The organism is Arthrobacter sp. FW306-1B-G06A (genome assembly GCF_058781765.1).
The window spans coordinates 1-20,930 of the sequence record NZ_JBYSXB010000046.1 but is presented as its reverse complement, the minus strand read 5'-3'; the positions used below and the strand labels follow the sequence as shown (position 1 = coordinate 20,930).

At 61.1% G+C, this 20,930-nt stretch carries 28 protein-coding genes and 1 pseudogene; 16 read left to right on the top strand and 13 right to left on the bottom strand.

Features of this window, described 5'->3' with window-relative positions:
- Positions 1 to 68: 68 nt before the first annotated feature.
- Together AC3WJM_RS19725 and AC3WJM_RS19720 are read left to right on the top strand one after the other, a co-directional pair.
- Positions 69 to 764: a GNAT family N-acetyltransferase gene (locus AC3WJM_RS19725; RefSeq protein WP_059389501.1), complete on the top strand. Its 696-nt coding sequence runs from the start codon at positions 69 to 71 to the stop codon at positions 762 to 764.
- 66 nt (positions 765 to 830) lie between these two features.
- Positions 831 to 3,155, top strand: a complete 2,325-nt coding sequence (locus AC3WJM_RS19720; RefSeq protein WP_492272757.1) for a DEAD/DEAH box helicase — start codon at positions 831 to 833, stop codon at positions 3,153 to 3,155.
- Between the two features lie 37 nt (positions 3,156 to 3,192).
- Here AC3WJM_RS19720 and AC3WJM_RS19715 read toward each other — a convergent pair whose 3' ends face one another.
- The 3 genes and pseudogenes from AC3WJM_RS19715 to AC3WJM_RS19705 form a co-directional block, all read right to left on the bottom strand.
- Positions 3,193 to 3,720: an Rv3654c family TadE-like protein gene (locus AC3WJM_RS19715; RefSeq protein ID WP_492272748.1), complete on the bottom strand. Its 528-nt coding sequence runs from the start codon at positions 3,718 to 3,720 to the stop codon at positions 3,193 to 3,195.
- Positions 3,717 to 4,235 (bottom strand): TadE family type IV pilus minor pilin, encoded by a 519-nt coding sequence (locus AC3WJM_RS19710; RefSeq protein ID WP_492272756.1) that lies wholly within the window; start codon positions 4,233 to 4,235, stop codon positions 3,717 to 3,719. The genes AC3WJM_RS19715 and AC3WJM_RS19710 overlap by 4 nt, the downstream gene beginning before the upstream one ends.
- A 119-nt stretch (positions 4,236 to 4,354) precedes the next feature.
- Positions 4,355 to 4,483: pseudogene (locus AC3WJM_RS19705) on the bottom strand (DUF4244 domain-containing protein); the annotation flags it as partial.
- 31 nt (positions 4,484 to 4,514) lie between these two features.
- Here AC3WJM_RS19705 and AC3WJM_RS19700 point away from each other — a divergent pair.
- The 7 genes from AC3WJM_RS19700 to AC3WJM_RS19670 all read left to right on the top strand — a co-directional run bounded on the left by AC3WJM_RS19700 (position 4,515) and on the right by AC3WJM_RS19670 (position 9,212).
- Positions 4,515 to 5,975 carry a recombinase family protein gene (locus tag AC3WJM_RS19700; RefSeq protein ID WP_492272747.1) on the top strand — a complete coding sequence of 487 codons (1,461 nt, stop codon included), beginning with the start codon at positions 4,515 to 4,517 and terminating at the stop codon, positions 5,973 to 5,975.
- Positions 5,976 to 6,338: 363 nt separating this feature from the next.
- On the top strand, positions 6,339 to 6,530 hold the full coding sequence (locus AC3WJM_RS19695; protein WP_492272746.1) for a helix-turn-helix transcriptional regulator: 192 nt from the start codon (positions 6,339 to 6,341) through the stop codon (positions 6,528 to 6,530).
- Entirely contained in the window at positions 6,523 to 6,681 is a 159-nt protein-coding gene (locus AC3WJM_RS19690) for a hypothetical protein (RefSeq protein WP_492272745.1), read from the top strand. The genes AC3WJM_RS19695 and AC3WJM_RS19690 overlap by 8 nt, the downstream gene beginning before the upstream one ends.
- A complete protein-coding gene (locus AC3WJM_RS19685) occupies positions 6,678 to 7,070 on the top strand; it encodes a hypothetical protein (RefSeq protein WP_492272744.1) in 393 nt (130 codons plus the stop codon). The genes AC3WJM_RS19690 and AC3WJM_RS19685 overlap by 4 nt, the downstream gene beginning before the upstream one ends.
- The gene (locus tag AC3WJM_RS19680; protein WP_492272743.1) at positions 7,070 to 7,918 is read left to right on the top strand and encodes a hypothetical protein; all 849 of its coding nucleotides are present in this window, start codon (positions 7,070 to 7,072) and stop codon (positions 7,916 to 7,918) included. The genes AC3WJM_RS19685 and AC3WJM_RS19680 overlap by 1 nt, the downstream gene beginning before the upstream one ends.
- Complete coding sequence (locus tag AC3WJM_RS19675) at positions 7,915 to 8,136, top strand: hypothetical protein (protein ID WP_492272742.1); 222 nt, start codon at positions 7,915 to 7,917, stop codon at positions 8,134 to 8,136. The genes AC3WJM_RS19680 and AC3WJM_RS19675 overlap by 4 nt, the downstream gene beginning before the upstream one ends.
- A 47-nt stretch (positions 8,137 to 8,183) precedes the next feature.
- On the top strand, positions 8,184 to 9,212 hold the full coding sequence (locus tag AC3WJM_RS19670) for a hypothetical protein (RefSeq protein ID WP_492272741.1): 1,029 nt from the start codon (positions 8,184 to 8,186) through the stop codon (positions 9,210 to 9,212).
- 116 nt (positions 9,213 to 9,328) lie between these two features.
- Here AC3WJM_RS19670 and AC3WJM_RS19665 read toward each other — a convergent pair whose 3' ends face one another.
- Positions 9,329 to 9,859: a hypothetical protein gene (locus AC3WJM_RS19665; protein WP_492272740.1), complete on the bottom strand. Its 531-nt coding sequence runs from the start codon at positions 9,857 to 9,859 to the stop codon at positions 9,329 to 9,331.
- A gap of 182 nt (positions 9,860 to 10,041) precedes the next feature.
- Here AC3WJM_RS19665 and AC3WJM_RS19660 point away from each other — a divergent pair, with 182 nt between their 5' ends.
- Complete coding sequence (locus AC3WJM_RS19660; RefSeq protein ID WP_492272739.1) at positions 10,042 to 10,476, top strand: Panacea domain-containing protein; 435 nt, start codon at positions 10,042 to 10,044, stop codon at positions 10,474 to 10,476.
- A gap of 730 nt (positions 10,477 to 11,206) precedes the next feature.
- Complete coding sequence (locus AC3WJM_RS19655; RefSeq protein ID WP_492272738.1) at positions 11,207 to 11,407, top strand: hypothetical protein; 201 nt, start codon at positions 11,207 to 11,209, stop codon at positions 11,405 to 11,407.
- A 90-nt stretch (positions 11,408 to 11,497) separates the two neighbouring features.
- On the opposite strand, the gene AC3WJM_RS19650 is transcribed toward AC3WJM_RS19655, so the two are convergent.
- Together AC3WJM_RS19650 and AC3WJM_RS19645 are read right to left on the bottom strand one after the other, a co-directional pair.
- Positions 11,498 to 11,851, bottom strand: a complete 354-nt coding sequence (locus AC3WJM_RS19650; protein ID WP_492272737.1) for a hypothetical protein — start codon at positions 11,849 to 11,851, stop codon at positions 11,498 to 11,500.
- Positions 11,852 to 12,281: 430 nt separating this feature from the next.
- Positions 12,282 to 12,974 carry a hypothetical protein gene (locus AC3WJM_RS19645; protein WP_492272736.1) on the bottom strand — a complete coding sequence of 231 codons (693 nt, stop codon included), beginning with the start codon at positions 12,972 to 12,974 and terminating at the stop codon, positions 12,282 to 12,284.
- Between the two features lie 143 nt (positions 12,975 to 13,117).
- On the opposite strand from AC3WJM_RS19645, the gene AC3WJM_RS19640 reads away from it, so the two are divergent.
- The 4 genes from AC3WJM_RS19640 to AC3WJM_RS19625 all read left to right on the top strand — a co-directional run bounded on the left by AC3WJM_RS19640 (position 13,118) and on the right by AC3WJM_RS19625 (position 15,550).
- Complete coding sequence (locus AC3WJM_RS19640) at positions 13,118 to 13,945, top strand: hypothetical protein (protein ID WP_492272735.1); 828 nt, start codon at positions 13,118 to 13,120, stop codon at positions 13,943 to 13,945.
- A 164-nt stretch (positions 13,946 to 14,109) separates the two neighbouring features.
- On the top strand, positions 14,110 to 14,781 hold the full coding sequence (locus AC3WJM_RS19635; protein WP_492272734.1) for a recombinase family protein: 672 nt from the start codon (positions 14,110 to 14,112) through the stop codon (positions 14,779 to 14,781).
- A gap of 30 nt (positions 14,782 to 14,811) precedes the next feature.
- Positions 14,812 to 15,159, top strand: coding sequence for a hypothetical protein (locus tag AC3WJM_RS19630; protein ID WP_492272733.1), 348 nt, complete (start codon positions 14,812 to 14,814; stop codon positions 15,157 to 15,159).
- A gap of 10 nt (positions 15,160 to 15,169) precedes the next feature.
- Positions 15,170 to 15,550: a hypothetical protein gene (locus AC3WJM_RS19625; protein WP_492272732.1), complete on the top strand. Its 381-nt coding sequence runs from the start codon at positions 15,170 to 15,172 to the stop codon at positions 15,548 to 15,550.
- On the opposite strand, the gene AC3WJM_RS19620 is transcribed toward AC3WJM_RS19625, so the two are convergent.
- Both AC3WJM_RS19620 and AC3WJM_RS19615 read right to left on the bottom strand, forming a co-directional pair.
- Entirely contained in the window at positions 15,547 to 15,744 is a 198-nt protein-coding gene (locus AC3WJM_RS19620) for a helix-turn-helix domain-containing protein (RefSeq protein ID WP_492272731.1), read from the bottom strand. The genes AC3WJM_RS19625 and AC3WJM_RS19620 overlap by 4 nt on opposite strands.
- A 77-nt stretch (positions 15,745 to 15,821) precedes the next feature.
- On the bottom strand, positions 15,822 to 16,040 hold the full coding sequence (locus tag AC3WJM_RS19615) for a helix-turn-helix domain-containing protein (RefSeq protein WP_492272730.1): 219 nt from the start codon (positions 16,038 to 16,040) through the stop codon (positions 15,822 to 15,824).
- Positions 16,041 to 16,384: 344 nt separating this feature from the next.
- On the opposite strand from AC3WJM_RS19615, the gene AC3WJM_RS19610 reads away from it, so the two are divergent.
- Complete coding sequence (locus AC3WJM_RS19610) at positions 16,385 to 16,978, top strand: DUF4429 domain-containing protein (RefSeq protein WP_492272729.1); 594 nt, start codon at positions 16,385 to 16,387, stop codon at positions 16,976 to 16,978.
- A 27-nt stretch (positions 16,979 to 17,005) separates the two neighbouring features.
- On the opposite strand, the gene AC3WJM_RS19605 is transcribed toward AC3WJM_RS19610, so the two are convergent.
- From AC3WJM_RS19605 to AC3WJM_RS19585, 5 genes are all read right to left on the bottom strand, one after another.
- Positions 17,006 to 17,593 (bottom strand): hypothetical protein, encoded by a 588-nt coding sequence (locus AC3WJM_RS19605; protein WP_492272728.1) that lies wholly within the window; start codon positions 17,591 to 17,593, stop codon positions 17,006 to 17,008.
- A 391-nt stretch (positions 17,594 to 17,984) separates the two neighbouring features.
- Positions 17,985 to 18,722 (bottom strand): SH3 domain-containing protein, encoded by a 738-nt coding sequence (locus AC3WJM_RS19600; RefSeq protein WP_492272727.1) that lies wholly within the window; start codon positions 18,720 to 18,722, stop codon positions 17,985 to 17,987.
- Positions 18,723 to 19,073: 351 nt separating this feature from the next.
- Complete coding sequence (locus AC3WJM_RS19595) at positions 19,074 to 19,388, bottom strand: hypothetical protein (RefSeq protein ID WP_492272726.1); 315 nt, start codon at positions 19,386 to 19,388, stop codon at positions 19,074 to 19,076.
- A 224-nt stretch (positions 19,389 to 19,612) separates the two neighbouring features.
- Positions 19,613 to 20,245 (bottom strand): type II secretion system F family protein, encoded by a 633-nt coding sequence (locus tag AC3WJM_RS19590; RefSeq protein WP_306959241.1) that lies wholly within the window; start codon positions 20,243 to 20,245, stop codon positions 19,613 to 19,615.
- Entirely contained in the window at positions 20,245 to 20,910 is a 666-nt protein-coding gene (locus AC3WJM_RS19585) for a hypothetical protein (RefSeq protein WP_370872163.1), read from the bottom strand. The genes AC3WJM_RS19590 and AC3WJM_RS19585 overlap by 1 nt, the downstream gene beginning before the upstream one ends.
- Positions 20,911 to 20,930 lie beyond the last annotated feature (20 nt).

Genomic DNA, 20,930 nt, shown 5'->3' with positions numbered 1-20,930 from the left:
CTAAGTGTTAATGGAGCTGTTACTGACGGCCCCTGTTGATTCCCAGACCGCTGGCATAGTCTCTCTACATGAGTCACGAAGCCTTGGTTGAAGACATCGCTGAGCTGCTCGACGTCTGGGTGGCTGGCTGGGCCGGGTCCCGGAGTTACGAAACGCGAAAGGAAGGCCGGTTCCCGGCAGCCCTGCGTGCAGACAAAACCGGCGACTGGGAATACTTTGCCTACGACCCCTCGGATGACGAGTTCGCCGAACTGGCCGCCAAGACCGCCCAGGCGGACACCCGCATTTTGACGATCCTCACGAACGACGCAGGACGCTACACCCAATTGGCTCGCGAGAACGGCTTGAACGTCACCTCCGATTCCCAGACCATGATGATCGTGGACATGGGGACGCAAGATGCCGAGGATCCGTGGCTCTCGGATGACGACCTCAAGCTCACCACTTCCGAAAGCAAGGGCGTCCACTACGCCGTGGTCCATGCCGGCGAAGAGGTGGCGGCCAGCGGACAGGTATACGTAGTCAAGCAGACAGCGGTGTTCGACAAAATCGTCACCGAGCCCAACTACCAGCGCCGGGGACTGGGCAGTTTCATCATGAAAGCCCTCGCCGCGCAGGCATTTCAATACGATGTTGAAAGCGGCCTGCTCCTCGCTTCCTTGGACGGACAGCATCTCTACTCCCACCTTGGCTGGAAGCACGTGTGCCAGGTGCTCATGATGTCCACCAAATCGGTCGACGAGACTGACCTGTCTGTGGCGTAGCCGAGGTTCGGCGCCGGTCGGTTTCCGGCGCAATGACAGAATGTTCACGTGAACGCAACTGAATCGATGATCTCCCTTCTGGGCAGGAGCCCGGACCCGGAGCAGTTGCGACATGTCCGCACTATTCCAGCTCGCCAGGCGGTCCACGAGGCGTGGCCGGGCTGGGCCCACCTCGATGTGGTTGCCGCTTACGGATCCTTGGGCATCCACGAACCGTACCGGCACCAGATCGAAGCAGCCGAGCTCGCCCACTCCGGCCAAAACGTCGTCATTGCCACCGGGACCGCCTCTGGAAAGTCGCTCGCCTACCAACTGCCGGCCCTCGACGCCATCCATCGTTCAGAACTGCGGGTGCTGTCCGAACCGGGCAAGATCCACGACGACGGTGCCGTCACCCTGTATCTCTCCCCCACCAAGGCACTTGCAGCCGACCAGTTGGCAGCGATCCGCGCGCTCAAGCTCCCCACGGTCCGGGCGGAAACGTACGACGGCGACACCGAGCAGTCCCAGCGCCGCTGGATCCGTGATCATGCCAACTTCATCCTCGCAAACCCCGACATGTTGCACTTCGGGATCCTGCCCAACCACACGTGGTGGGCCCGCTTCTTCCGCAGGCTCCGGTACGTCATCGTGGACGAGGCCCATAGCTACCGCGGGGTGTTCGGGTCCCACGTCGCCAACCTCATGCGGAGGCTCCGGCGAATCTGTGCCTACTACGGTGCCGGCACCTCCTTTCCTGAACCGGTGTTCATTGCGGCGTCGGCGACTGCGTCGGACCCGGGCACATCCTTCGCCCGGCTCATCGGCACCCCCGTCCGCGAAATTTCCGAGGACTGTTCACCTCATGGCTCCACGACGGTGGCATTCTGGGAACCTGCCCTGACCGAGCTGAAGGGCGAAAACGGGGCAAAATCCCGCAGGACCGCCGTCGCCGAGACCGCGGACCTGCTGGCCAACCTCGTGTCCTCCCGTGTGCGGACCATCGCCTTCATCAAGTCCAGGCGCGGCGCGGAAACAATTTCGTCTATCACCAAGCGCCTCCTCGACGAAGTGGATCCCAGCCTGCCCCAGCGGGTTGCTGCGTACCGTTCCGGCTATCTCCCCGAGGAGAGACGGGCTTTGGAAAGGGCTTTGCGTTCCGGTGAGCTGCTTGGGGTGTCCAGCACGTCGGCATTGGAATTGGGTATCGACATTTCCGGGCTGGACGCCGTGCTGGTAGCCGGCTGGCCCGGGACGAGGGCTTCCCTGTTCCAACAGATCGGACGGGCCGGCCGGGCAGGCCAAAACGCTATTGCCGCGTTCGTGGCCAGCGACGATCCTTTGGACACATACCTCGTCAACCATCCGGAGGCGATCTTTGACGTGTCGGTCGAGGCCACCGTCTTCGATCCCGGAAACCCCTACGTGCTCGGCCCCCATCTGTGCGCGGCAGCGGCCGAGCTCCCGATCGGTGTGGCTGAACTTGAGCTGTTCGGGCCGACGTCCGAATCCCTGCTGAATCAGTTGGTGCAACAGGGGTACCTGCGGAAACGGGCCGCGGGCTGGTTCTGGACCCATCCAGAGAGCGCCGCGGCCATGGTAAACCTTCGCGCAGATGGCGGCGGCCCCGTAAGCATCGTGGACTCCGAGACTGGCTCCCTGTTAGGCACCATGGACTCGCCACAGACGCACTACCAGGCGCATACGGGTGCGATCTATGTGCACCAAGGCGACAGTTACTTGGTCGAGGAACTGAACGAAGAGGACCATTGCGTGGTGGTTCGTCGAACCAACCCGGACTACTACACCACGGCACGGGACGTGACGCAGATCGAGGTCCTGCAGACTCTCCGGACCATGGAATGGGGGGACATTGAGGTTCACTTCGGCGAAGTGAAAGTAACAACACAGGTAGTCTCCTTCCAACGTAAGGCACTGATTTCCAACGAGGTTTTGGGGGAAGAACCGCTGGAACTCGGGGCCAGGGATCTTTTCACCAAGGCGGTATGGTTTGTGGTCCACAACCGTTCGCTGACTAGCGCAGGCCTTGTCGAGGCCCAGTTCCCGGGTGCCCTTCACGCCGCCGAGCATGCCGCCATCGGGCTTCTGCCGCTGGTCGCTTCAAGTGATCGTTGGGATATCGGTGGAGTCTCAACAGCGCTCCACGCCGACACCGGAGTTCCCACGATCTTTGTGTACGACGGCCATCCAGGCGGTGCCGGATTTGCCGAGCGCGGCTTCGAAAAAGCCAAAGTGTGGTTGACCGCCACAAGGGACGCCATCAAAGCCTGCGAGTGTGACACCGGCTGCCCTTCCTGCGTCCAGTCCCCCAAATGCGGCAACAAGAACAATCCTCTGGACAAGGACGCAGCGGTCACCCTGATCGACGTGCTGCTGCGCGACGCGTCCTAGGCGCACGATTTAGGGCGGCTGTTCTAGGGCGGCGGTTCTAGGGCGGCGGACCGGCCCGGGCTCTGCCGGTCGCGGTCCCGAAGACTGCGCCGCGGTCTGGCTCAGTGCGGACTTCCACGATCCCGCCTACGCCCACCGTGCACGCCGTCAACGAAGCTCCATGCTGCGCGGCCGTTTCGCTGGCGAGCAAACAAGGATCTCCGGTTGTCAGGCCGCGGGCCGCGTCGGCTCCTGCGAGCGCCGCGAGATCGGCGGCAGACGCTGCGCGGTGGGCCATCGCCATGGCTTGGGCCAGGGTCAGCGCCGCCGCCAAGCAGGCCATGACAACGAGGCCCAGAGCAACAGCCAGGATGGTTCCAGAACCGTTTTCAGCAACCCGAACCCCGTCGCCGACGCGGGCGCTACCTGCCCTCACGCCGCGCGCAGTCTCGCCGCAACTATCGCCGGCGCGGATGGTTCCCGAACCGTTTTCAGCAACCCGAGCGTCACCGCTAGCGCGGATGGTTCCCGAACCGTTTTCAGCAACCGGACCCCCGTCGCCGGCGCGGGCGCTACCTGCCCTCACGCCGCGACCTCTTCCACAGCGGTTTGGAGCCCTGCCATCGTCACAGCACCCCTGAAATCCACAACCCCGTCCCGGGCAGTGAGGAACGGAACGGTGGCCGCCGACGACTGCGGGGCCTCTCCCCTCGCCGATGCCGTCGCCGAAAGCCTCCATGGGACAAAGGAGCCCAACGGGCCGACGACCCGGGCGGAGACTGTGACCTTGATCCATTCGCCGTCTTCGGCAATGACGGCCGAGGCAGCATCGCCTGCCAGCATCCGAACGATGCCGTCGACGGTTGAATGGCCGTCTCCCCGGGCGAGGGCCCTGGCACCCGCCCTGGCCGCCTCTTCCAAGCGAAGCTGTGTAATCCCCGCGGCCGATCCCGCGAGAAGCAGGGCCAAGAGAAGCAGGACAGAGGGTAGTGCCACGGCGAATTCAGCGGTGACGGCGCCATGGCCCCTCGCAAGGAAAGCATCTCGCCTACGGTGCTTGCGCGTGCCATCTAGCTTCTCCGTCGAAGGAGGCCGTCTGATCGAAGGAGTCCGCTGCCGCATAACGCCAGCCGCCCGGGCTAGCTTTACGGCGAGCCCCCAAACCAATGCCAACTGACGGATCGAATTCCCGGCATGGCGCTTTGAACCCCACCGCGGTGTCATGGCAGGGAGAGCGCGCTACGAATGAGGTTGAGGAGGAAGCCACGTACTTCCTCGCTGCGAAGGATGACCACCAAGAGTCCGGCGAAGCCCACGGCGGCAAGGGTTGCGATGGCATATGCAAAGGTAAAGTCAAGTGAACTTGGATAGAATGGGCCGGTGACCACGCAGGAACCGCGCAGGGCGGCCATTTACACACGAATAAGCCGAGACATCGAGGGTAGCGGCCTTGGCGTGGAACGCCAGCTGCAGGACTGCGAGAAATTCGCAGACGCCAAGGGCTACACAGTGGCCGGGGTCTACTCGGACAATGACATCAGCGCCTCAGGGGCCAAGCAAAGGCCGGACTACGAGCGTCTGCTGTCGGACATTGAGGCCGGGAAAATTCAGACGGTCATTGCGTGGCATAGTGATCGTCTTCACCGGAAAACGCTTGAGCTAGAGCGTTACATCAGCCTTTGCCAGGCGCACAACGTCGAGACGCACACCGTGCACGCCGGGCACCTTGACCTCAGCACGGCTAGCGGCCGTGCCGTCGCTAAGATTCTAGGCTCGATTGCGCAGCAAGAGTCAGAGCAGAAGGCCGAACGCATCCAGCGGCAAAAGCAACAGGCGGCGAAGGCTGGAAAGTTTCTCGGTGGCCGGGTTCCATGGGGCTGGCGGCTCAAGAGCGGCGCAATTGTCATCGACCCCGTGGCTGCCCGCTTCATTCGTCAGGGGACGAAGGACATTCTGGGAGGGCACTCGCTGATCGAAGTGACACGGCGCTGGGCTGACGATGGCGCGGTGAGCCTCAGCGGGACAAGGATGAACACAACACAGGTACGCCGAGTGCTACTGCGCTCGCGGAACGCAGGACTGGTGACCTTTCACGGCGAAGTAGTGTCGGATGGGTGGCCAGCCATCGTGAGCGTTCAGGAGTTCCGCGCGGTGGAGGCGAAGCTGACTGATAAGAGCATCCCCCGACAGTCTGCAGCGAAGTTCAAGTACCTGTTGAGTGGGATCGTTGCCTGCTGGTGTGGCCGGTATATGACCGGCTTTGGCGCTGAAGCAACGGCTGACAAGCCTCACTTTAGACGCATGTACCGTTGCAAAGTCCACCAGGAGGGCGGCCGCTACGTCCGGGGCCACGCGATCAGAGAAATGGGACTGCTTGATGAATACGTTCGGGGCGTTATTGCCGCCTATCTGAGCCAACCCGGTGTTCGGACGGCTGTCATGGCCGCGGCAGCTGAGCATGGAAACGATGCTGCGAAGCGCAAACCTGCAGACACAGCGGCGCTGTTGACGCGAAAGGCGGACCTCGCCCGGCTTTTTGCTGCGGGCATCATCGAGGAATCCCAGCTGATCGAGGGCACAGCGCAAATACGGGCAGAATTGGCAGATATTGAGCGCCAAGCCGTACAGCAAGGCGGCAGCAGCGAGCTAATAGCCGCCCTGATGACCGAAGACCCCGGACAAGCATTTTTAGGCTCTCAGACGGGCGTCCAGCGGGCGATCATTCGCGCAATCGCGGAGGTGGGCATTGTGGACGGACCCAGGCTGAACGGCGGTTTCAATCCGGACCTCGTGCAATTCCGCTGGAAGAGCGAATCTAAAACCGCTCCCACGGCATCCTGACTGTCCACAACCTGTGGACAGTCGGCTGCGCAGGGCAGGAATTTGCACCTTTAAAAGCACGTATGTAAATCTGTTATTACAGCAGTGAAAAGCAGCTAGGCCAGCTGCCCGCGAGGGCAGGCGTACAGCATCTTCGAATAGCAGTCACAAGATGCAACCACGTAGTCGGAATGACGCACCGGTAAAGGTTACCGGGCGGCAGTTCACGCGGCCGAACGGACTTTCTTCGGAGTAAGCGGCGTATGCGCCCAACCGCACAAGGCGGCTGGGGAAGCGTCCAAGGAGAATACGAAGAAGCCGGGCACCGCCACCTCAGATAGGTGTGTGGTTCTCGGCTTTTCGCGTCTCCCGAAGGACAAGACTTTGGACGCCACAAAACTCAATATCTGCACTATCAAGCAGGCCGCCGCGCGTTGGCTCGTAACCCGGCAAACTATCTACCGCCTCATCGAGGACGGCACCCTCACAGCGTACAAATCTCCCGCAGGTCGCCTAATCAGGATCGACGTTGCCGAACTGGACGCAGCCTTCGGAAAGAAGGCCGCCGATGCCTAACCTCAACGAGTACATTAGCCGCGCCGTTGCCGCAGCACCGCAGCCAACCCCAGAGCAGGTCAAGGAGCTTGGACGCTTGCTCGCCCCCGCAATGCTCAGCGGCAAATGCCGGAACCGCACCACCGACCGGGCTAGGGGCGTGGCAGCATGACCTACCAAAACAAAGAAGTCCCAGCCTGCCTGCCAGCAGCCCGGGACTCCATCGAAACGCTTCTCAAGCTCGATGCAGATTCCAGTCTACAGGGCCTTCCTGATGGAATTCAGGCTGCCTACACCTTCGCCCCCGAAGAGTGGCGCACCGAATGCGAGCGCGTAATCCGCGAGCTTGCCGCCTCGGGTCAAGTCTTTACCGTGGACTCGTTGCGTCGGCACGGCGTCGAAGAGCCAGACAAGCACTTCCGCTGGGGCAGCGTCTTTGCCTCCATGAAAAAGCGCGGGATCATCGAGCAGGTGGGCCTCCAACTCCACCAGGCCGCAGCTGGCGGGATCTCCGCCATGCGCGAATGGCGCGGAACCCCCGCCGGACAGGCAGGTGAGTAGTGCGCATCCGATCAATCAAGCCAGAGTTCTGGCGCTCATCTGACATTTCGACGTTGGATTGGGAATCCCGACTGCTCTTCATTGGCTTGTGGTCATACGTCGATGACAACGGCGTTGGGCTGGACAAGCTCGCCAGCATCGCCGCGGACCTGTTTGCCGATGATTTGGAGCGAGACAGCAGCGAGACATTCGCGAGAGTTTCGCGAGGGTTGCAGAACCTTTCCGAAGCCGGGCGCATCATCCGCTACGAGGTGAGCGGAAAGAAATATCTGTCGATCACCAACTGGGAAAAGCACCAGCGCATCGACAAGCCCAACAAACCCCGATACCCCCGGAATGACGCGGAAAACGCGGTGACTCAAGACGAATTCGCGACACCCTCGCGACAGTCTCGCGAGACCCCAGCGACTGGAACAGAGGAACAGGGGAACAGAGGAACAGAGGACGTAAAGGTCCCATCACCGCTTCGCTACCGGTCCGCTGGCAAGCCAACCATGGAGGACAAGATGCGGGACGCCCAACCCATCCCGGACGACTTCGCCATGACCGACACCATGCAAGCCTGGGCGCTGCGCACCATCGGCACCGTCCGGCGCATCGACCTGCAGCTGGAAACCGAACGGTTCATGGCCCACGCCCGGGAAAAGAACATCACCTCGTCCAGCTGGCCCGACACGTGGCGCAAATGGATCGTGAACGCCGTGGAATTCTACGACCGCGACCAAGCCGCGGCAGGCGGCCCAGGACTCACCAAGGACCAGCTGAAGGCGCAACTGAACGCCCCGCTGAAATTCAAGGGCAAGGTACTGGAAGAACCCCGAATGAACAACGAATTGAGGGCGTCATGACCAACCCGCCAACAACCCACAACCCGGCAGACGAACACCCACCCCATGGAGGCCCTGCCGCGACTGCCCCACCCACCCAGGAAACAGCCGCTGAAGCCGCTGACCGGATGGGCAGGATGCTAGACGAGATTGATGCTGGAAACGTCTCCGCGAGCGCTGTAGAACGCGCTTTTCTCGCTGGCGCCGTCTATGGCCTGAAGCTCGCCACCGGGAACTGAACCCGGATCGGCAAAACACCACCACACACGCGTAAAGGAGGCACCATATGCCCAACATCAACCTTGGCCCCGATTACCAACTGGCACTGCGCCTGTCCACCATTGAACGGCAGCTGCAGAACCTGGCCACCAGCCCGATACTACTGAACGCATCCACAGGTCAGACAGGCGGAAGAGGCCTGTCAACCGACATCAACGGCCTGCACCTCTACGATCCGACCGGACAAGAAGTAATCCGGCTGGACACCACGAGCGGGACGTTCTACGCCTTCGGTCAAGTCGGACAGGCGACCGTTGCCGCCGGTGGAAGCGTCGGCAGCACGATACCCATCTTGACGTTCTCAACATTCGACGGTGGGGGTGTGCAAACGGCTGGGACGCAGGTTTACCAGTCGTACAACGAGTTCCTCATGGCCGGACCCAAAACCTCAACCAACAGCGGGTCGCAGGCGTACTTCACCCTCAAGGACAGTGGGGCGTGGGCAAAGGTCTACGGCACGTCCGGCTCGGGCGTGGCCTACCTGAACATCGCCAACAATGGCACGTTCTACCTTGGCAACTGGGGCGCCACCTGCGGGGTCTACACGTCGGCGCAGAACGGCCCCGTGCTGGTCATTGGCGGCCTGACGGTTTCCGGAACGAAAAACTTTGTCATGGACCACCCGACCAAGCCGGGCTATATCCTCAAGCACGCGTCCACCGAGTCCCCGCACAACGGAGTCGAATACTGGGGCACCGTCACCCTGGACGCCAGCGGGCAGGCCGTCGTGACCCTGCCGGACTACTTCGAAGCGCTCACCTACCCGGATAACCGGAACATTCAACTGACACCCATTGGCCGGGCCACGGTGCCCGTGTCGGCGGACCGCATCAGCGGCGGCAGTTTCACGGTCTACGGGGCCGCCGGGCAGGAAGTGGATTGGCTGGTCAAGGCCGTGCGCCAGTCCACTAACCCTGATGAACCTATCGACTTTGACGTTGTGTCTTTGAAAGACACCACACCGCCGCCACCGCCTGCGGAATCCGCAGCTGACCCAAGGATGGCGGCGCCAGCCGAGCTATCTCGCGCGGCCTAGCCCCTCCAACTACACACAGCCCTCGCCATTCGGAGATGGCGAGGGCTGTGTCTTCTGGGCCGACTGCCGCGACGGCCCCCACGGGCTGACCCTGAATGACGAGCTTGAAAGTCGGCTTATCGCGGGTTGTACGGGTGCTGCCTGGCATAGGCGCGCAGTCCTGCGGCTGGTTCTTTCTTGCCGAGTACCGTCTTGTGGCCGCTGACCGCTCTACCGCGAACCCACTTAGCACCCTTGGCCTGACCGTTCAGGGTGATGCCCAGGCCGCGAGCTTCGTAGCTCACGGTGGCACTTTGCCCTGGCCCCAGAGTCTTGGGTAGATCATCGTCCCACGGGACCGGGTTGAAGGAGGTGAAATTGCCGCCCCCTTGCAGCTGGAGGGTCAGCCCTGAAACCTCCGTAGTGAAATTGGGGCTTTTGTTGGTCACGGTGATGTTGAAGCGGTCCTCACCTTCAATGACCTGCATGCCATGGTCGGCCATCGTTGACCAGGACGTGGTGACTTCGAGACGGAGACGGTCCCAATATCGGAAAGCCAGGGTCAGGCCGACCGAGAACAGAGAGATAAGGAGCGCAGCCACCGGGATAACTTGTTCCCACCAGGCGTTGACCAGCTGTACTTGGATTGTGTCCGTGGGAATGTTCATTCAATGAGGTTACCGGGAGCCACAACCACTCCTAGCCAGCTCTCAACCGCAAATTTCGGGCTGTCAAGCGACCGCGGTCCGCCGTAGAAGCAAGGCTCCGCGTGTTAGGCTTCCTGATATCGAGTGCGGAAGCGTTTCACGCACTTTCTGTGTTTAACCGCATGCTGCGAAGGGTCCCAGAGATGGCGAACGTTCACGACGTGGCCGCGTACATCGTGGCCAACCAAAAATCGCTTACCACGATGAAGCTTCAGAAACTCTGCTACTACAGTCAGGGCTGGTCTTTGGCATGGGATGAAACGCCCTTGTTCAACAGCCGGATAGAGGCTTGGGCCAATGGGCCTGTGATCTACGACCTGTACCAGCGCCACCGCGGTTACTTCACCGTGGACAGCTGGAATTGGGGCGACGCATCGAAGCTCACTGACGCGGAACGAGAGACCGTGGACGCTGTCCTTGAGTCGTACGGAAGCCTTTCGGGACAGCAGCTTAGCGACAAAACCCATTCTGAGCGTCCATGGCTGGAGGCTCGTGAAGGCATCCGGCCGGGCGAACGCAGCAACACGGCAATTTCCCTCGATGCAATGCAGGACTTCTTTGCAGGGCTGGCCGACTAATCGCGGTCGGGTGAGCTAGCAGGAAGATCCCGATGGCCGGAGACAGACGCGCTCAAAAAAGGCTTGCCAAACAGCAGGCTAATGAGAAGGTTAAGCACCTCGACACTGCCGGCAGTTATAGACCGCCGTCGAAGCAAATCCCGTCTGCGCTGGCGGCGCCGATCTCGATTGATCGTGAGATGTTCCAGTGGTCCGCCTCCGCCTTAGATCTTCCATACGCGGGAAAATGGTCATGGGATCTGACCAAAGACGAGTGGGCGCAGCTCCTTACGGTCCTGTCTGACTTGTCGCGGAAGTCATGGGCAGAGGTTAAGGCCCTGACCTTCGGCTCCAAGTCTGGTGGCCACAAGAGGCACCACTCACAGTCCGTCTCCTCCCTATGCAAGGAAGCCAGGGACCAATGGGTGGCGCTCGACCTTGAGGATCGTCCGGAGGCTTTCCGTCTCAGGCACGGAAATCTGCTCCGGATATGGGGGTACTTGCACGGACCAGAATTCGTGATCCTTTGGTACGACAGGCACCACAAGGTATATCCGACGGAGCCAGACTAGCCATCTGCCAGTAGAAACGGCCAAAACCACGCGCTGAATCCGAATGCTCGTCAAATCTAGTTCCCGGTCCGGACTTTGACGCGCGAATTGGCGACCTTACGGGCTTTGTCGGACGCGCCATCTATCTTTGTATTGGGGGAGCCGCAACGGGCGGGGACCACGAAGAAGGGGAGCCCAAATTGGCTACGAGGACGCTGTACCTGGACATCGACTTTGCGGAGGCCAAGGCGCACGATGACGCGCTGCTCAAGGCGCAGACGGCTCTGTTGGAGAATGTGGCCATCGCAGGATCTGGGACGGTAGCACGTAACTACGCTGAAGCCTATGCGTTGATCAGCGGCCATATTTCGAGCACTTCCTCGACAGAGGTCAAGGGGTAGCTGCTGGAGGCGATTCGCGCCCGTCGGGAAACTCATCCGGCGGGCGCGGCTTTCATCCCTTCTGAAGCCCGGACGAGGCCAAGCCTCTCCCTATTTCGCGTTTTCCTCTTTTGTCATTTCGCGCAGCCTGTCCATTGCCGCGTTCTTTTCGGCAAGTCGCTCGTTCATAACATCCTTGGGCATCTCGGCATGAGGTGCATCTGAATCCCATCGGCGTCCGACGTTCTCAAGTTGTATGCGTTCGGCACTCGTCGAATGCCAGACGGCAATCGCACGATCAGCTTCAGGCAGCGGGCCATCCGGATCACGCGCGCCAACCTGGCTGTGGGATATCCCGCCCCATTGATACTCGCCGCCCGGATGGATCTCAGGAAAGTCGGCTTCCTCGGCCTGGCTAATTTCCTTGTCTCGCGGTCCGCCTTGATACATGAATGTTTTAGTCATACCCGCCACCATAAGCCCCACTTGGGACGCATGTATACCGGTCGCCCGTATGCTGACTCCTGCAGCGTATGCGGCACAAATGAGGGATACGGGGGAAATTATGGACACGGTTGGCTTATGGCTCGCAATGGCCGGATGCGCAGTGAGCGCTGGAGCCGCCGTTTGGTTGCTAGTCGGATTCAGTCCTGACAATCCGAGGTACGTTGATGATGGCCAGCTATACCCGGGCCAACAACGTTCGCAGGTCCTTCCCCAATTGTTGAGAGACCAACGGGGAGTTGCGGCTCTCGTCGTCCTAGGGGCATCAGTACAACTCGCCGGGGCTGTCATGTCGATAGTCTGGCGCTAAGGCGAAGTTGCCGCCCCTTGCAACCGCAGCGTCACCCCAGTTGCCCTGAACTCTTGGCGGGACGCGCGTCTCGTCCCACCTCTATCCGCGCCAGTTGACCACCTTGACAGTCTTCTTGGTGACGGAACGCAGTACTTTGTCCAGCTCCTTTCTGGAGCCTTTCAGGGCTTTCTCAATCGCCCCTAGCTCTTCCTGTATTTCGATTCGGTCCTTGTCGGTTCCGTCCCTCAAGTCTCTGGCGGCTTTCCACTCTTGAACGCGATCGATGTAGTCAGACCGGATAGATCCGGCGGGTTCGTACACGAGGTCCGGGTCGCGGAGTACACGATTTGTTCCATCGATTTTCGATTCAAGGATTGCGCGCCGGAAGTTAGATTCGGCGCGCTCATAGTTACGCTGAATCGTCACAAATCTCCGCTCTGTTTCTTTGAGTTTCTTCTTCGCCCTACGGACACTGGCGTGTAGGTCGTGCAGAGCTATCACAAGGAGGGGTGCGATGGGCACAATCAACACCTGCAGTGCCGCCGAGGTAACCGCAAAGAGCGACAATGCTTCGTCAAAGGCATCCGACGAGCGCATTTGCAGGTGCAACAGGGAACGACTCTCGGACCAAGCCAGCAGACCAACAAAGGCGGCCCCGTAGAGAGCGGTCCCTCGTCGGCCAAGCGAAGTAAGCCGATGCCAGTCCTTGCGCCGCAAAGCCGTGGCGTAGGTCAGCGCAATAACCGGTATGACCGTGGCTATCGTGCCCCAATAGGTAGGGTTCTCAGTCATGCCACAAGCTTGGTCCGCGGCGCCCGCTGATCGGTTTCACCGCCCCACAATATCTGGCCGCGTCGATTCTGGGCGCCCCCGCCACGAGAGGTCACAAGTTATGCTGTGGCATCGTATCCCGTCAGCAGACTCAAGGTGCCCAAATGAACGCCAGCTTGCCGTCCTTCGAAAACGAATGCTTCTTCATCACTCCGATCGGCGAAGAAGGTTCGGACATCCGCAAGCGATCGGATGGAATTTTGAAGTTCGTGGTCAACAAGGCTGCTGAGGAGGTGGGCTTGTCGGCTGTCCGCGCTGACCAAATCGCTGATCCAGGTCAAATCAATCTTCAAGTCATCGATCACGTGCTGAGCGCCCGAGCAGCCGTAGCCGATCTAACTGGACTGAATCCAAATGTCTTTTATGAGGTCGCCGTGCGACACACGGCTCGACTGCCTCTGGTTCTAATCGCAGAGAAGGGATGCAGGCTTCCTTTCGACATTGCCAATATGCGAACCATATTCTTCGACCATACAGACCTTGAAAGTGCGGACGAATGCCGGGTGGGTATCGCGGCGGGCCTCAGCCAGGCTCTAAGTAATGGGGTCGTCGACAGCCCGATAGCAACAACACTTGACGTACGGTCCATGTCGGCCGGCAGCGCGGTCGAACGGGGCATTGCTGACATCCTGCAGTCGATTGAAGAGCTATCGCGCATGCAGCGCTCACTCATGCGCATCAATGAATGGCGCGAGCCTTTTTCCAAACACCCGATGTCCAGCCAGCAACGGCAAATCGCACGATGGATCGCCCACCAGACGCACAGACCGGGAACGTGGGAGCAGTCGCCAGAGGCTCCCAGCCTGCAGGAAGCGCTTGGCTCGGCCCTGTTTTCGGAGGCGCTCTTGAAGCGGCTGTTGGACGCACTAGCTTCGGAAGACGAGGCGGACGATAGCAGTGGCGAGGGTGAGGGAACCACGAACGAGGCCTAGTCGAAAGGCGGGAAGTCCGGTCCATCGCCCGAGGGCACGGGAATGGTCCCACGCTTTGAGTCCCCCTCGACTCGCGTGGGACCATTCCCTATTTAAGCCGAGTCGTCTACCGGCTTTTCGAAAAAATCTGTACACATGATGACCGTTACGTGTACACTTGAAGCATGGAAACAAGCCTGCGCCGCGTGATCGGGTACACCCGCGTCAGTACCGACGAACAAGCAGCCTCGGGTCTCGGACTCGAAGCGCAAGCCGCCGCGATCAGCAACGAATGCGAACGCCGCGGTTGGACGCTGGTGGAAATTGTCACTGAGGACGGCGGCGCATCCGGCAAGAGCCTCGACCGTGCCAGGCTTCAAGAAGCGATGACACGGCTGGACCGCGGCAAGGTGGCCGATACGCTCATGGTCGCCAAGATCGACAGGCTCAGCCGCTCTCTGGTGCAGGGGGCCACGGTGCTGGACAGGGCTCAGCGCAAGGGCTGGGCTGTCGTGGAAACCGCCACAGGCGTGGATATGACGACGGCCGCCGGGCAGATGGTCGCGCAGATGATGCTTGTCGCTGCCCAGTACGAACGGCGCCTAATTTCAGACCGCACCAAGTCAGCGCTCGCTGCAAAGAAGGCCCACGGCGTGAAGCTGGGCCACCACACCGAATACCCGGCCGAGTTGATCAAGCGCATGCAGGCCATGAGCGGACAGGGAATGAGCCTGCGGGCCATCGCCGCCGCACTCACCGCTGAGGGCGTACAGACCGCCAAAGGGGGCGCCTGGCACGCATCCAGCGTCCGCAGCGTCCTCAAGTCACACGCAGCCACCGAACTAACCACCAACTAACCACCCATCCACCAGTTACAGGGGGACAACATGCACACCGAACCGACACTCCGACTGCGGGACATGATCGAAGACGCGATCGAAATGGGCCTCAGCGACCGGGCCGCAAACGAGATGCACAACGCGCTCTCAAACCTTGAATTGTCCCTGGCGCTGCCGCTTACGGATACGACTAATGCCGATCCCCGGCCGCTGAAGATCTATCACGCATACTGCGAGCAAGCCGCCGTTGGGCCAATCGCGGTTGCCGCCTGCGGCCACCTCCGCGGCACGGGCCTTGACACAACATACGAATGGGGCGATGAAGACTTTCAGGAAGCCGCCTGCGCGGATTGCTTCACGATCCTCACGGATCGACACCAGCCGTGGTGCGCCTGAGAATGGTGGCATGCCTAAAACCACGTTGACAGCGCGAGCCGAACGCAGCGGCAAGTGGTGGGCCGTTTCGGTCCCCGAAATGGAGGGCCTATTCACTCAGGCCCGCCGCCTTGACCAAATCCCTGCCATGGTCAGCGACGCCGCAGCCCTACTTACCGACCAACCAGAGGACAGCTTCAAAGTCGAAGTTGTCCCCATCGTCCCAGCCGCCGTTAGCGAACATCTGGACGCGGCCCGCCGACTGTTCAACCAAGCCAAAGCGGCCCAGCACGCCGCAGCCGAAGAATCACGGCTCGCCGCCCGCGAACTCGTCAATGCTGGGCTGACCATGCGCGATGTAGGACAGGTGCTGGGAGTCTCGCATCAGCGTGCCCACCAACTGCTTGCCTAGCGCCTCGCGTTCAACTGCTTCTCTTTGTAGGCATCCAAGTCTTCACGCCGGACACGGATAGGCGCCGCTCTGCCTCCTGATATCCCGACTCGATAACTGCGGATCATGCCCCGGGCACACAAGACATGCACAGTCCGCAAGCTAACCTGCAATTCCGCTGCAACGTCGCGCGCCGCTAAATCCGCTGTAGCCATTATTGGTTCTCCTTCGTCTTTGGGGCCGCGTTCACCGAGTCTCGTTCTCTGGGCGGGGCGCGGCGGGGTGGGCGAGTCTATCGTTTGCGAGTGCCCCAGCGGTTTGCGCTCAGCTGCTTCTCCTTGAAGGCGTCCAGGTCTTTCCGGCGGATGCGGATGGGCGCTGTCCTGCTGCCGGGAGTGACGCCCACGCGGTAGGAAATGATCTTGCCCTGCGCGCAAAGCACGCGCACCGCCTGGGCGCTGACTTGCAGCTCTTCAGCTACGTCCCTAACCGTTAGATCAACAGTCGCCATTCTTCACATTCCTTTGCTTCTGGCATCGATGTTTGCGAATCCTTGCTAATCGTTGCATCCGCGGACAGGCCCAGAAATGGGGGAATTGGAAGCGTCACTTCGCTTGTCCAGCCCGGGAGGTGAGGAGTTCCCCAGTCTGCGCCGGGCGGCGGCTGTCGAAGTGCGGAAGAGCAGTTTCCTTATGACCGAGCGCACTTCGCAATTCGCGTGCGTGGATGCATGGGCGTGTCGCGTTTCGCTTTCGAATTTGTTTCGTTCCATTGCTCGCCTGCGAGCGCCACAGCCCCTATGATCACCCTCAGACGGCGAAGAAGCCGAACGACTCGAGGAAAGTTTGGGGACCAATGAGCGCACAAAACAACACACCACAGGGACACGGGGCCGAAACGGCTAGCACGAATCCGCCCGCAATGTCAGCCAAAGAGGAAAAGTACAGGGCCAAGTACCAGATTCCCGACACCGCATTCGTCGCAATCGGCGTCGGCGGATATGCGGCCTTTGATGGCGACTTTGTGACCATTCAGCATGTCGGCATCGCGCGGGGCGTGGTCGGCAAAGGCGTCAAGAGGCTCCCGCTGTCTTCAGTCACGGCGGTACAGATCAAGCCTGCCGGTGCGCTCGTAAACGGCTTCATTCAATTCACGATTCCTGGTGGCAACGAAAGGCGCAGCGCCTTCGGGAGCCAGACGCGCGATGCAGCAAACGACGAGAATTCAGTCGTCTTCTCTCGGGCCGACGAGGCGGTCTTCTTGCGGCTCCGGGAATTGATAGAGGCCGAGATGCTGAAAGGCTCTCAGCGGGTCGCAAGCGCCGCCCCAGAGGCGGCCCAGCCTGACGTTATCGCCCAGCTGCAGCAGCTAGGGCAACTGCGAGACGCCGGGGTCCTGACCGAAGAAGAATTCGTGGCAAAGAAAACGGAGATGCTTGGAAGGCTTTAGCGGAGTCGAGGCTAGGCCATGCAACGCTCAAATCTTCGTCGGCTTCCGGCGCGGCTTTGCGTCCCACCGCGGGGACTTCGATACTCGGCGCATGACCGCAGAGATTGAATAGTCAGACATGGATTTCACCGCCGGTTTGACCAACCGGACTAATCGATCGCGCGCGTCATCGAAGTCTTCGAACCTGCCGTCTAGGACCACTGTTGCTTCATGCGACGACGGCGCGCCGAGATAGTTACTCGCCGCCTCCTTTAGGGACGCAGCAGCCCCTTGAAGTACCAGGATTCTAAAGCCAAGTTGCAAGGAGTTGTTTGTAAGCTCAAGGTACTGTGCGTGGTGGCCGAGCGCGGCTATCGCGGCGTCAATGTCCGAGGCCCTGCTTATGACAACACTGCCAAGGGCCGGATTGTCGTCACACTGCGCCTTATCGGCCATTAACTGCCGAACATTGATGCAGACGCGGTCTGCTTCGTAAAGGAGACTGGCGATCCGTTCCAGTCGATCCTTCCGCCGCTGTTCCCCTACCGTCCGACTTTGGATCCACAAGCTAATGGCTGCTCCCACAATTGCGCCGCTGAGAGTCTTCAAGGTGTCAGCCCATGGCGTCAGATCCACGACCACTCCAATTTCTATCCGGGCATATGTGCTAGCACCCAACAAAGCCATGAGTCGCCGCTGGCAGCTTGCAAAATCGTCGTTCCGGTTGGGGAACTGGTTGCAGACTCGAAAGTACCATTAGGAGGTCTGACTAGCGTTCAAGTTGCTTTTTGGGGAGACGGCCTGAGTAGCTACTCCGGTCATCCAGCAGACCAATCGGGAAACAAAATATCCCCGCGGTTGCGGGGATATTCTTGCGGCGGTGGGAAGGCTCGATCTCCCGACCTCACGATTCCGAGTCTTGCGGTTCCGGCTAACCAAGGCTAATTACGAAGGTTCGATTGACGAGATTCCCGGACGCGAAAACGGCCCGGACGCTAAGTTCCGGGCCGTTTTCTCGTTGTCGGTTCTATGGGGCATAGGCCCATCCGAGGTACCCCGGAGGCCATGTGATGTTTTTGACGCTGATGGGCTGCCCAGGTTCCAAAGTAGTGATCACCTGGCCGTTTCCGATGGAAACAGCCACGTGCCCGTTTCCTGCGTCCCACCGTGGAGAGGAGTAGTACACGAGCGCGCCAGCCGGTGCGTTCTTGTCAGTGTGAATCCGGCCCCGAGCTGCCTGCCATCTGTAGTTGGAGATGGCGTTAGGGAACGTGAAACTGTTACCGAAAGCCCTTGCTGCAAACGCCTCGCACAAGCCCCCGAGGCTCTTGTCGCCGACCATGGAGCGCGCGTAGGCGACAGCCTTTGCCTCCCGGCTACCACCTGAGGGCGCGGGCGCGGGTGCAGGCTGGTCGCAAGCAGGGACGATTGGATTGGCTGATCCGGTGATGACGAACGCATCTGCGGCATAGCCGATCCGGCCGCCGCCAAGGTCGACCCGGTCCCAGATGTTGCTTGCCCCCCACGGTCCCTGAACGTTCGCTCCGCGCACGTAGCAGATTAGATTCACGGAACCACCCTTCGGGATCGTGCCCACAACTGATGCTGATACCTGTGGTGAAGAACGCACGTTGAGCGAGTAGCTTTTTCCGAGCCTCCCCGTGGCCGCATCCGCCGGTGCGGCGAAGACCGCGCCGCCCGCGGCCAAGGCGACTGTTACGGCGCCGGCCGCCAACACACGTTTGAATCGTGTTTTAGTAAACATAGTGCCCCCATGATCTGCGTGGTCCCCAGCGAACGACGCAGTTCAGAGCTTGGCACGCGGAAAGCATCACCGGAAGTGTTGAAGAACAATCTTGACGGAAAATTAAAGTTGCCCTGAGGCGCTCAGCGATGCCTCCTGAGGTGATTTCGACGCAGTATCTCGGTCTTTTCCGAACAAGTAGTCGATGACGATGGATATCCATCGACGTATATGACCCAGCGCAACTTCGTACCCGTTCGCCTCCGCGAGTTTCTCGCAGTCCTGGAGCTGACGTTCCACGCCAAGGCCCGTTGCCTTCAATGTCTCGGCTGATGCGCGTGTATCTAGCGCCCCTGCGCGGCCGTACGAGGATCAGGTACAAAGCCTAGTCTTGTAACTTGAAACCACTTTGGCATATTCGGCCGTCGCCATCCCAAGCTCGGATCCCATGAGCCGCACCTTCGACCGTCTCGGAACGGCAGAACCGTCGCTCGGCCGCGCACGGCCTGCTTCGGCGGTGGAATGCGGGTGGGTTGGCAGCCGAACGGGCCTGCTTCCCTGTGCGCCCGGGAACAATTCGAGGACCTCGGCCTCCGGCCGAGGAGGAGATGCCTGGGCGAGTGCCAGGGCAGCCCGGGGGGCATGGCCGTCCTGCGGCGCCTGGGCGGTATCGACGGTTGCGTTCATTTCGGTTCCTTTCTGCGGGGCCGGCTTGGCCGCCGGCTCTACTTCGACTCTTCCGTTGGCATGTGGGCTTCGAAAGGCCCCAAATCTCCTAAGTGGAAAACTCGCTTCTGAACGTTCCTGTGGAGGGAAACTGGCTTGCGAGGGACTCGGGCGCCGCCCCTGGCGGGGCCGCCAGCAATCCCCCGGGCGGGGCCGCCAGCAATCCCCCCGGGCGGGGCCGCCAGCTATCCCCCGGACGGAAGCATGGCCAACAGCACCGGGACCACACCAAGACAGATGAAGGCCGGCAAGGAACACAGACCCAGTGGAATCACGAGTTTCACTCCGAGCGCGGCAGCGCGCTTTTCCGCCACCCTGAACTTTTCACGCCGCAGTCGAGCTGCCTGGGCAAAGAGGATCGCCGAGGATGGTGCGCCGGTCAGGGCGGCGAAGGCGAGCGCATCCTTGAGCTTGCGCGCTTCAGCGCACTGCTGGCCCGCACTCCGCCATGCCGTCTCCCAGTCCGTTCCGATATCGAGGGCAGCAACCACCGCCTTCAGGGAGCGGCTAAGCTGCGGGGACGCGCATCCGGCGATCAACTCAAGGGACCGTCCGAGGCCCGCCCCGGAGTCGAGCATGGCGGCCACCAACTCAAGGATCATGGGCACATTGCGCAAGCCTCCCTGCCCATCGGGATTCCGGAGAGTGCCCGCCGCCTCGCCCCGGCTGGTGTTGTTCATCGGGCCGTTGCTTCCGAGTGGGCCGCGAAGTGTCCGGAGGATTGAGCGCCGCCGGGTTCGTCCTTGATAGGCCAGCCCGAGAATTGCCGCAAAGACCAGCACGAGGGACACTGCGATGGCTGCGAATGCCGAGCCCATCAGTCAACGCCCGCCGCGACGTGCACCAACCGGGATGACCAGATTCTGCCGGTGACAGTCAGGACACCCCCGGCCGCGAGCGCCGCCAATCCCAAGCCGTTGGCCAACAGGACCCCCAACGGATCCACCCCAAGCATCATGCCCAGCCCCAAGCCGAACACCGGCAGCCATGTCAGAAGGCGCACAGTGGCTTTCGGGCCGGCCAAGGCAGTCTGCCGGGCATCGCCGGCGTCGTCCTCGGCCTCAAGCTGGGAGGCGAATCTGGTCAGCACGTCGGCTAATGGACAACCACTCGCCTCCGCGACGTCCAGGCAGGCGGCAAGTTCTCCCCAGATTCGATGTTCCAGCGGACTCCTCCCCCTAAGATTCTTCGCTGCCGACGATCTGATGGCTTCGGCGACCGAGGCCCCGTTCATCGATGCCGCCCGCGCCGCTGCGAGAACCTGAAGAGACCCATCCGACACCTTGGGTAATGCCAGGGCCTTAGCTCGCACTTTGCGGTCCTCCGAGTCGACCGAACGAATGCGGTGATCCCTGGGTCCATGCACAATCCAGAGTTCCTCCCAGAGGCGCGACGTCGAACGGCCGCCCCGGAGGAGGGCGGCCAACTGCTGTACGAGTATCGTGAGCGGCAATGCGTCCGCGCGGGAGCGCCGCACCGGCACGCGCGCCCCAGCGCCTGCCC

Coding starts and splice junctions, on each gene's coding strand:
- AC3WJM_RS19675 (WP_492272742.1), top strand. CDS start 7,915: ATGACCAACCCGCCAACAACCCACAACCCGGCAGACGAACACCCACCC.
- AC3WJM_RS19720 (WP_492272757.1), top strand. CDS start 831: ATGATCTCCCTTCTGGGCAGGAGCCCGGACCCGGAGCAGTTGCGACAT.
- AC3WJM_RS19685 (WP_492272744.1), top strand. CDS start 6,678: ATGACCTACCAAAACAAAGAAGTCCCAGCCTGCCTGCCAGCAGCCCGG.
- AC3WJM_RS19660 (WP_492272739.1), top strand. CDS start 10,042: ATGGCGAACGTTCACGACGTGGCCGCGTACATCGTGGCCAACCAAAAA.
- AC3WJM_RS19650 (WP_492272737.1), bottom strand. CDS start 11,851: ATGACTAAAACATTCATGTATCAAGGCGGACCGCGAGACAAGGAAATT.
- AC3WJM_RS19620 (WP_492272731.1), bottom strand. CDS start 15,744: ATGGCTACAGCGGATTTAGCGGCGCGCGACGTTGCAGCGGAATTGCAG.
- AC3WJM_RS19690 (WP_492272745.1), top strand. CDS start 6,523: ATGCCTAACCTCAACGAGTACATTAGCCGCGCCGTTGCCGCAGCACCG.
- AC3WJM_RS19595 (WP_492272726.1), bottom strand. CDS start 19,388: ATGAACGCAACCGTCGATACCGCCCAGGCGCCGCAGGACGGCCATGCC.
- AC3WJM_RS19665 (WP_492272740.1), bottom strand. CDS start 9,859: ATGAACATTCCCACGGACACAATCCAAGTACAGCTGGTCAACGCCTGG.
- AC3WJM_RS19670 (WP_492272741.1), top strand. CDS start 8,184: ATGCCCAACATCAACCTTGGCCCCGATTACCAACTGGCACTGCGCCTG.
- AC3WJM_RS19625 (WP_492272732.1), top strand. CDS start 15,170: ATGCCTAAAACCACGTTGACAGCGCGAGCCGAACGCAGCGGCAAGTGG.
- AC3WJM_RS19640 (WP_492272735.1), top strand. CDS start 13,118: ATGAACGCCAGCTTGCCGTCCTTCGAAAACGAATGCTTCTTCATCACT.
- AC3WJM_RS19590 (WP_306959241.1), bottom strand. CDS start 20,245: ATGGGCTCGGCATTCGCAGCCATCGCAGTGTCCCTCGTGCTGGTCTTT.
- AC3WJM_RS19645 (WP_492272736.1), bottom strand. CDS start 12,974: ATGACTGAGAACCCTACCTATTGGGGCACGATAGCCACGGTCATACCG.
- AC3WJM_RS19725 (WP_059389501.1), top strand. CDS start 69: ATGAGTCACGAAGCCTTGGTTGAAGACATCGCTGAGCTGCTCGACGTC.
- AC3WJM_RS19630 (WP_492272733.1), top strand. CDS start 14,812: ATGCACACCGAACCGACACTCCGACTGCGGGACATGATCGAAGACGCG.
- AC3WJM_RS19615 (WP_492272730.1), bottom strand. CDS start 16,040: ATGGCGACTGTTGATCTAACGGTTAGGGACGTAGCTGAAGAGCTGCAA.
- AC3WJM_RS19635 (WP_492272734.1), top strand. CDS start 14,110: ATGGAAACAAGCCTGCGCCGCGTGATCGGGTACACCCGCGTCAGTACC.
- AC3WJM_RS19610 (WP_492272729.1), top strand. CDS start 16,385: ATGAGCGCACAAAACAACACACCACAGGGACACGGGGCCGAAACGGCT.
- AC3WJM_RS19600 (WP_492272727.1), bottom strand. CDS start 18,722: ATGTTTACTAAAACACGATTCAAACGTGTGTTGGCGGCCGGCGCCGTA.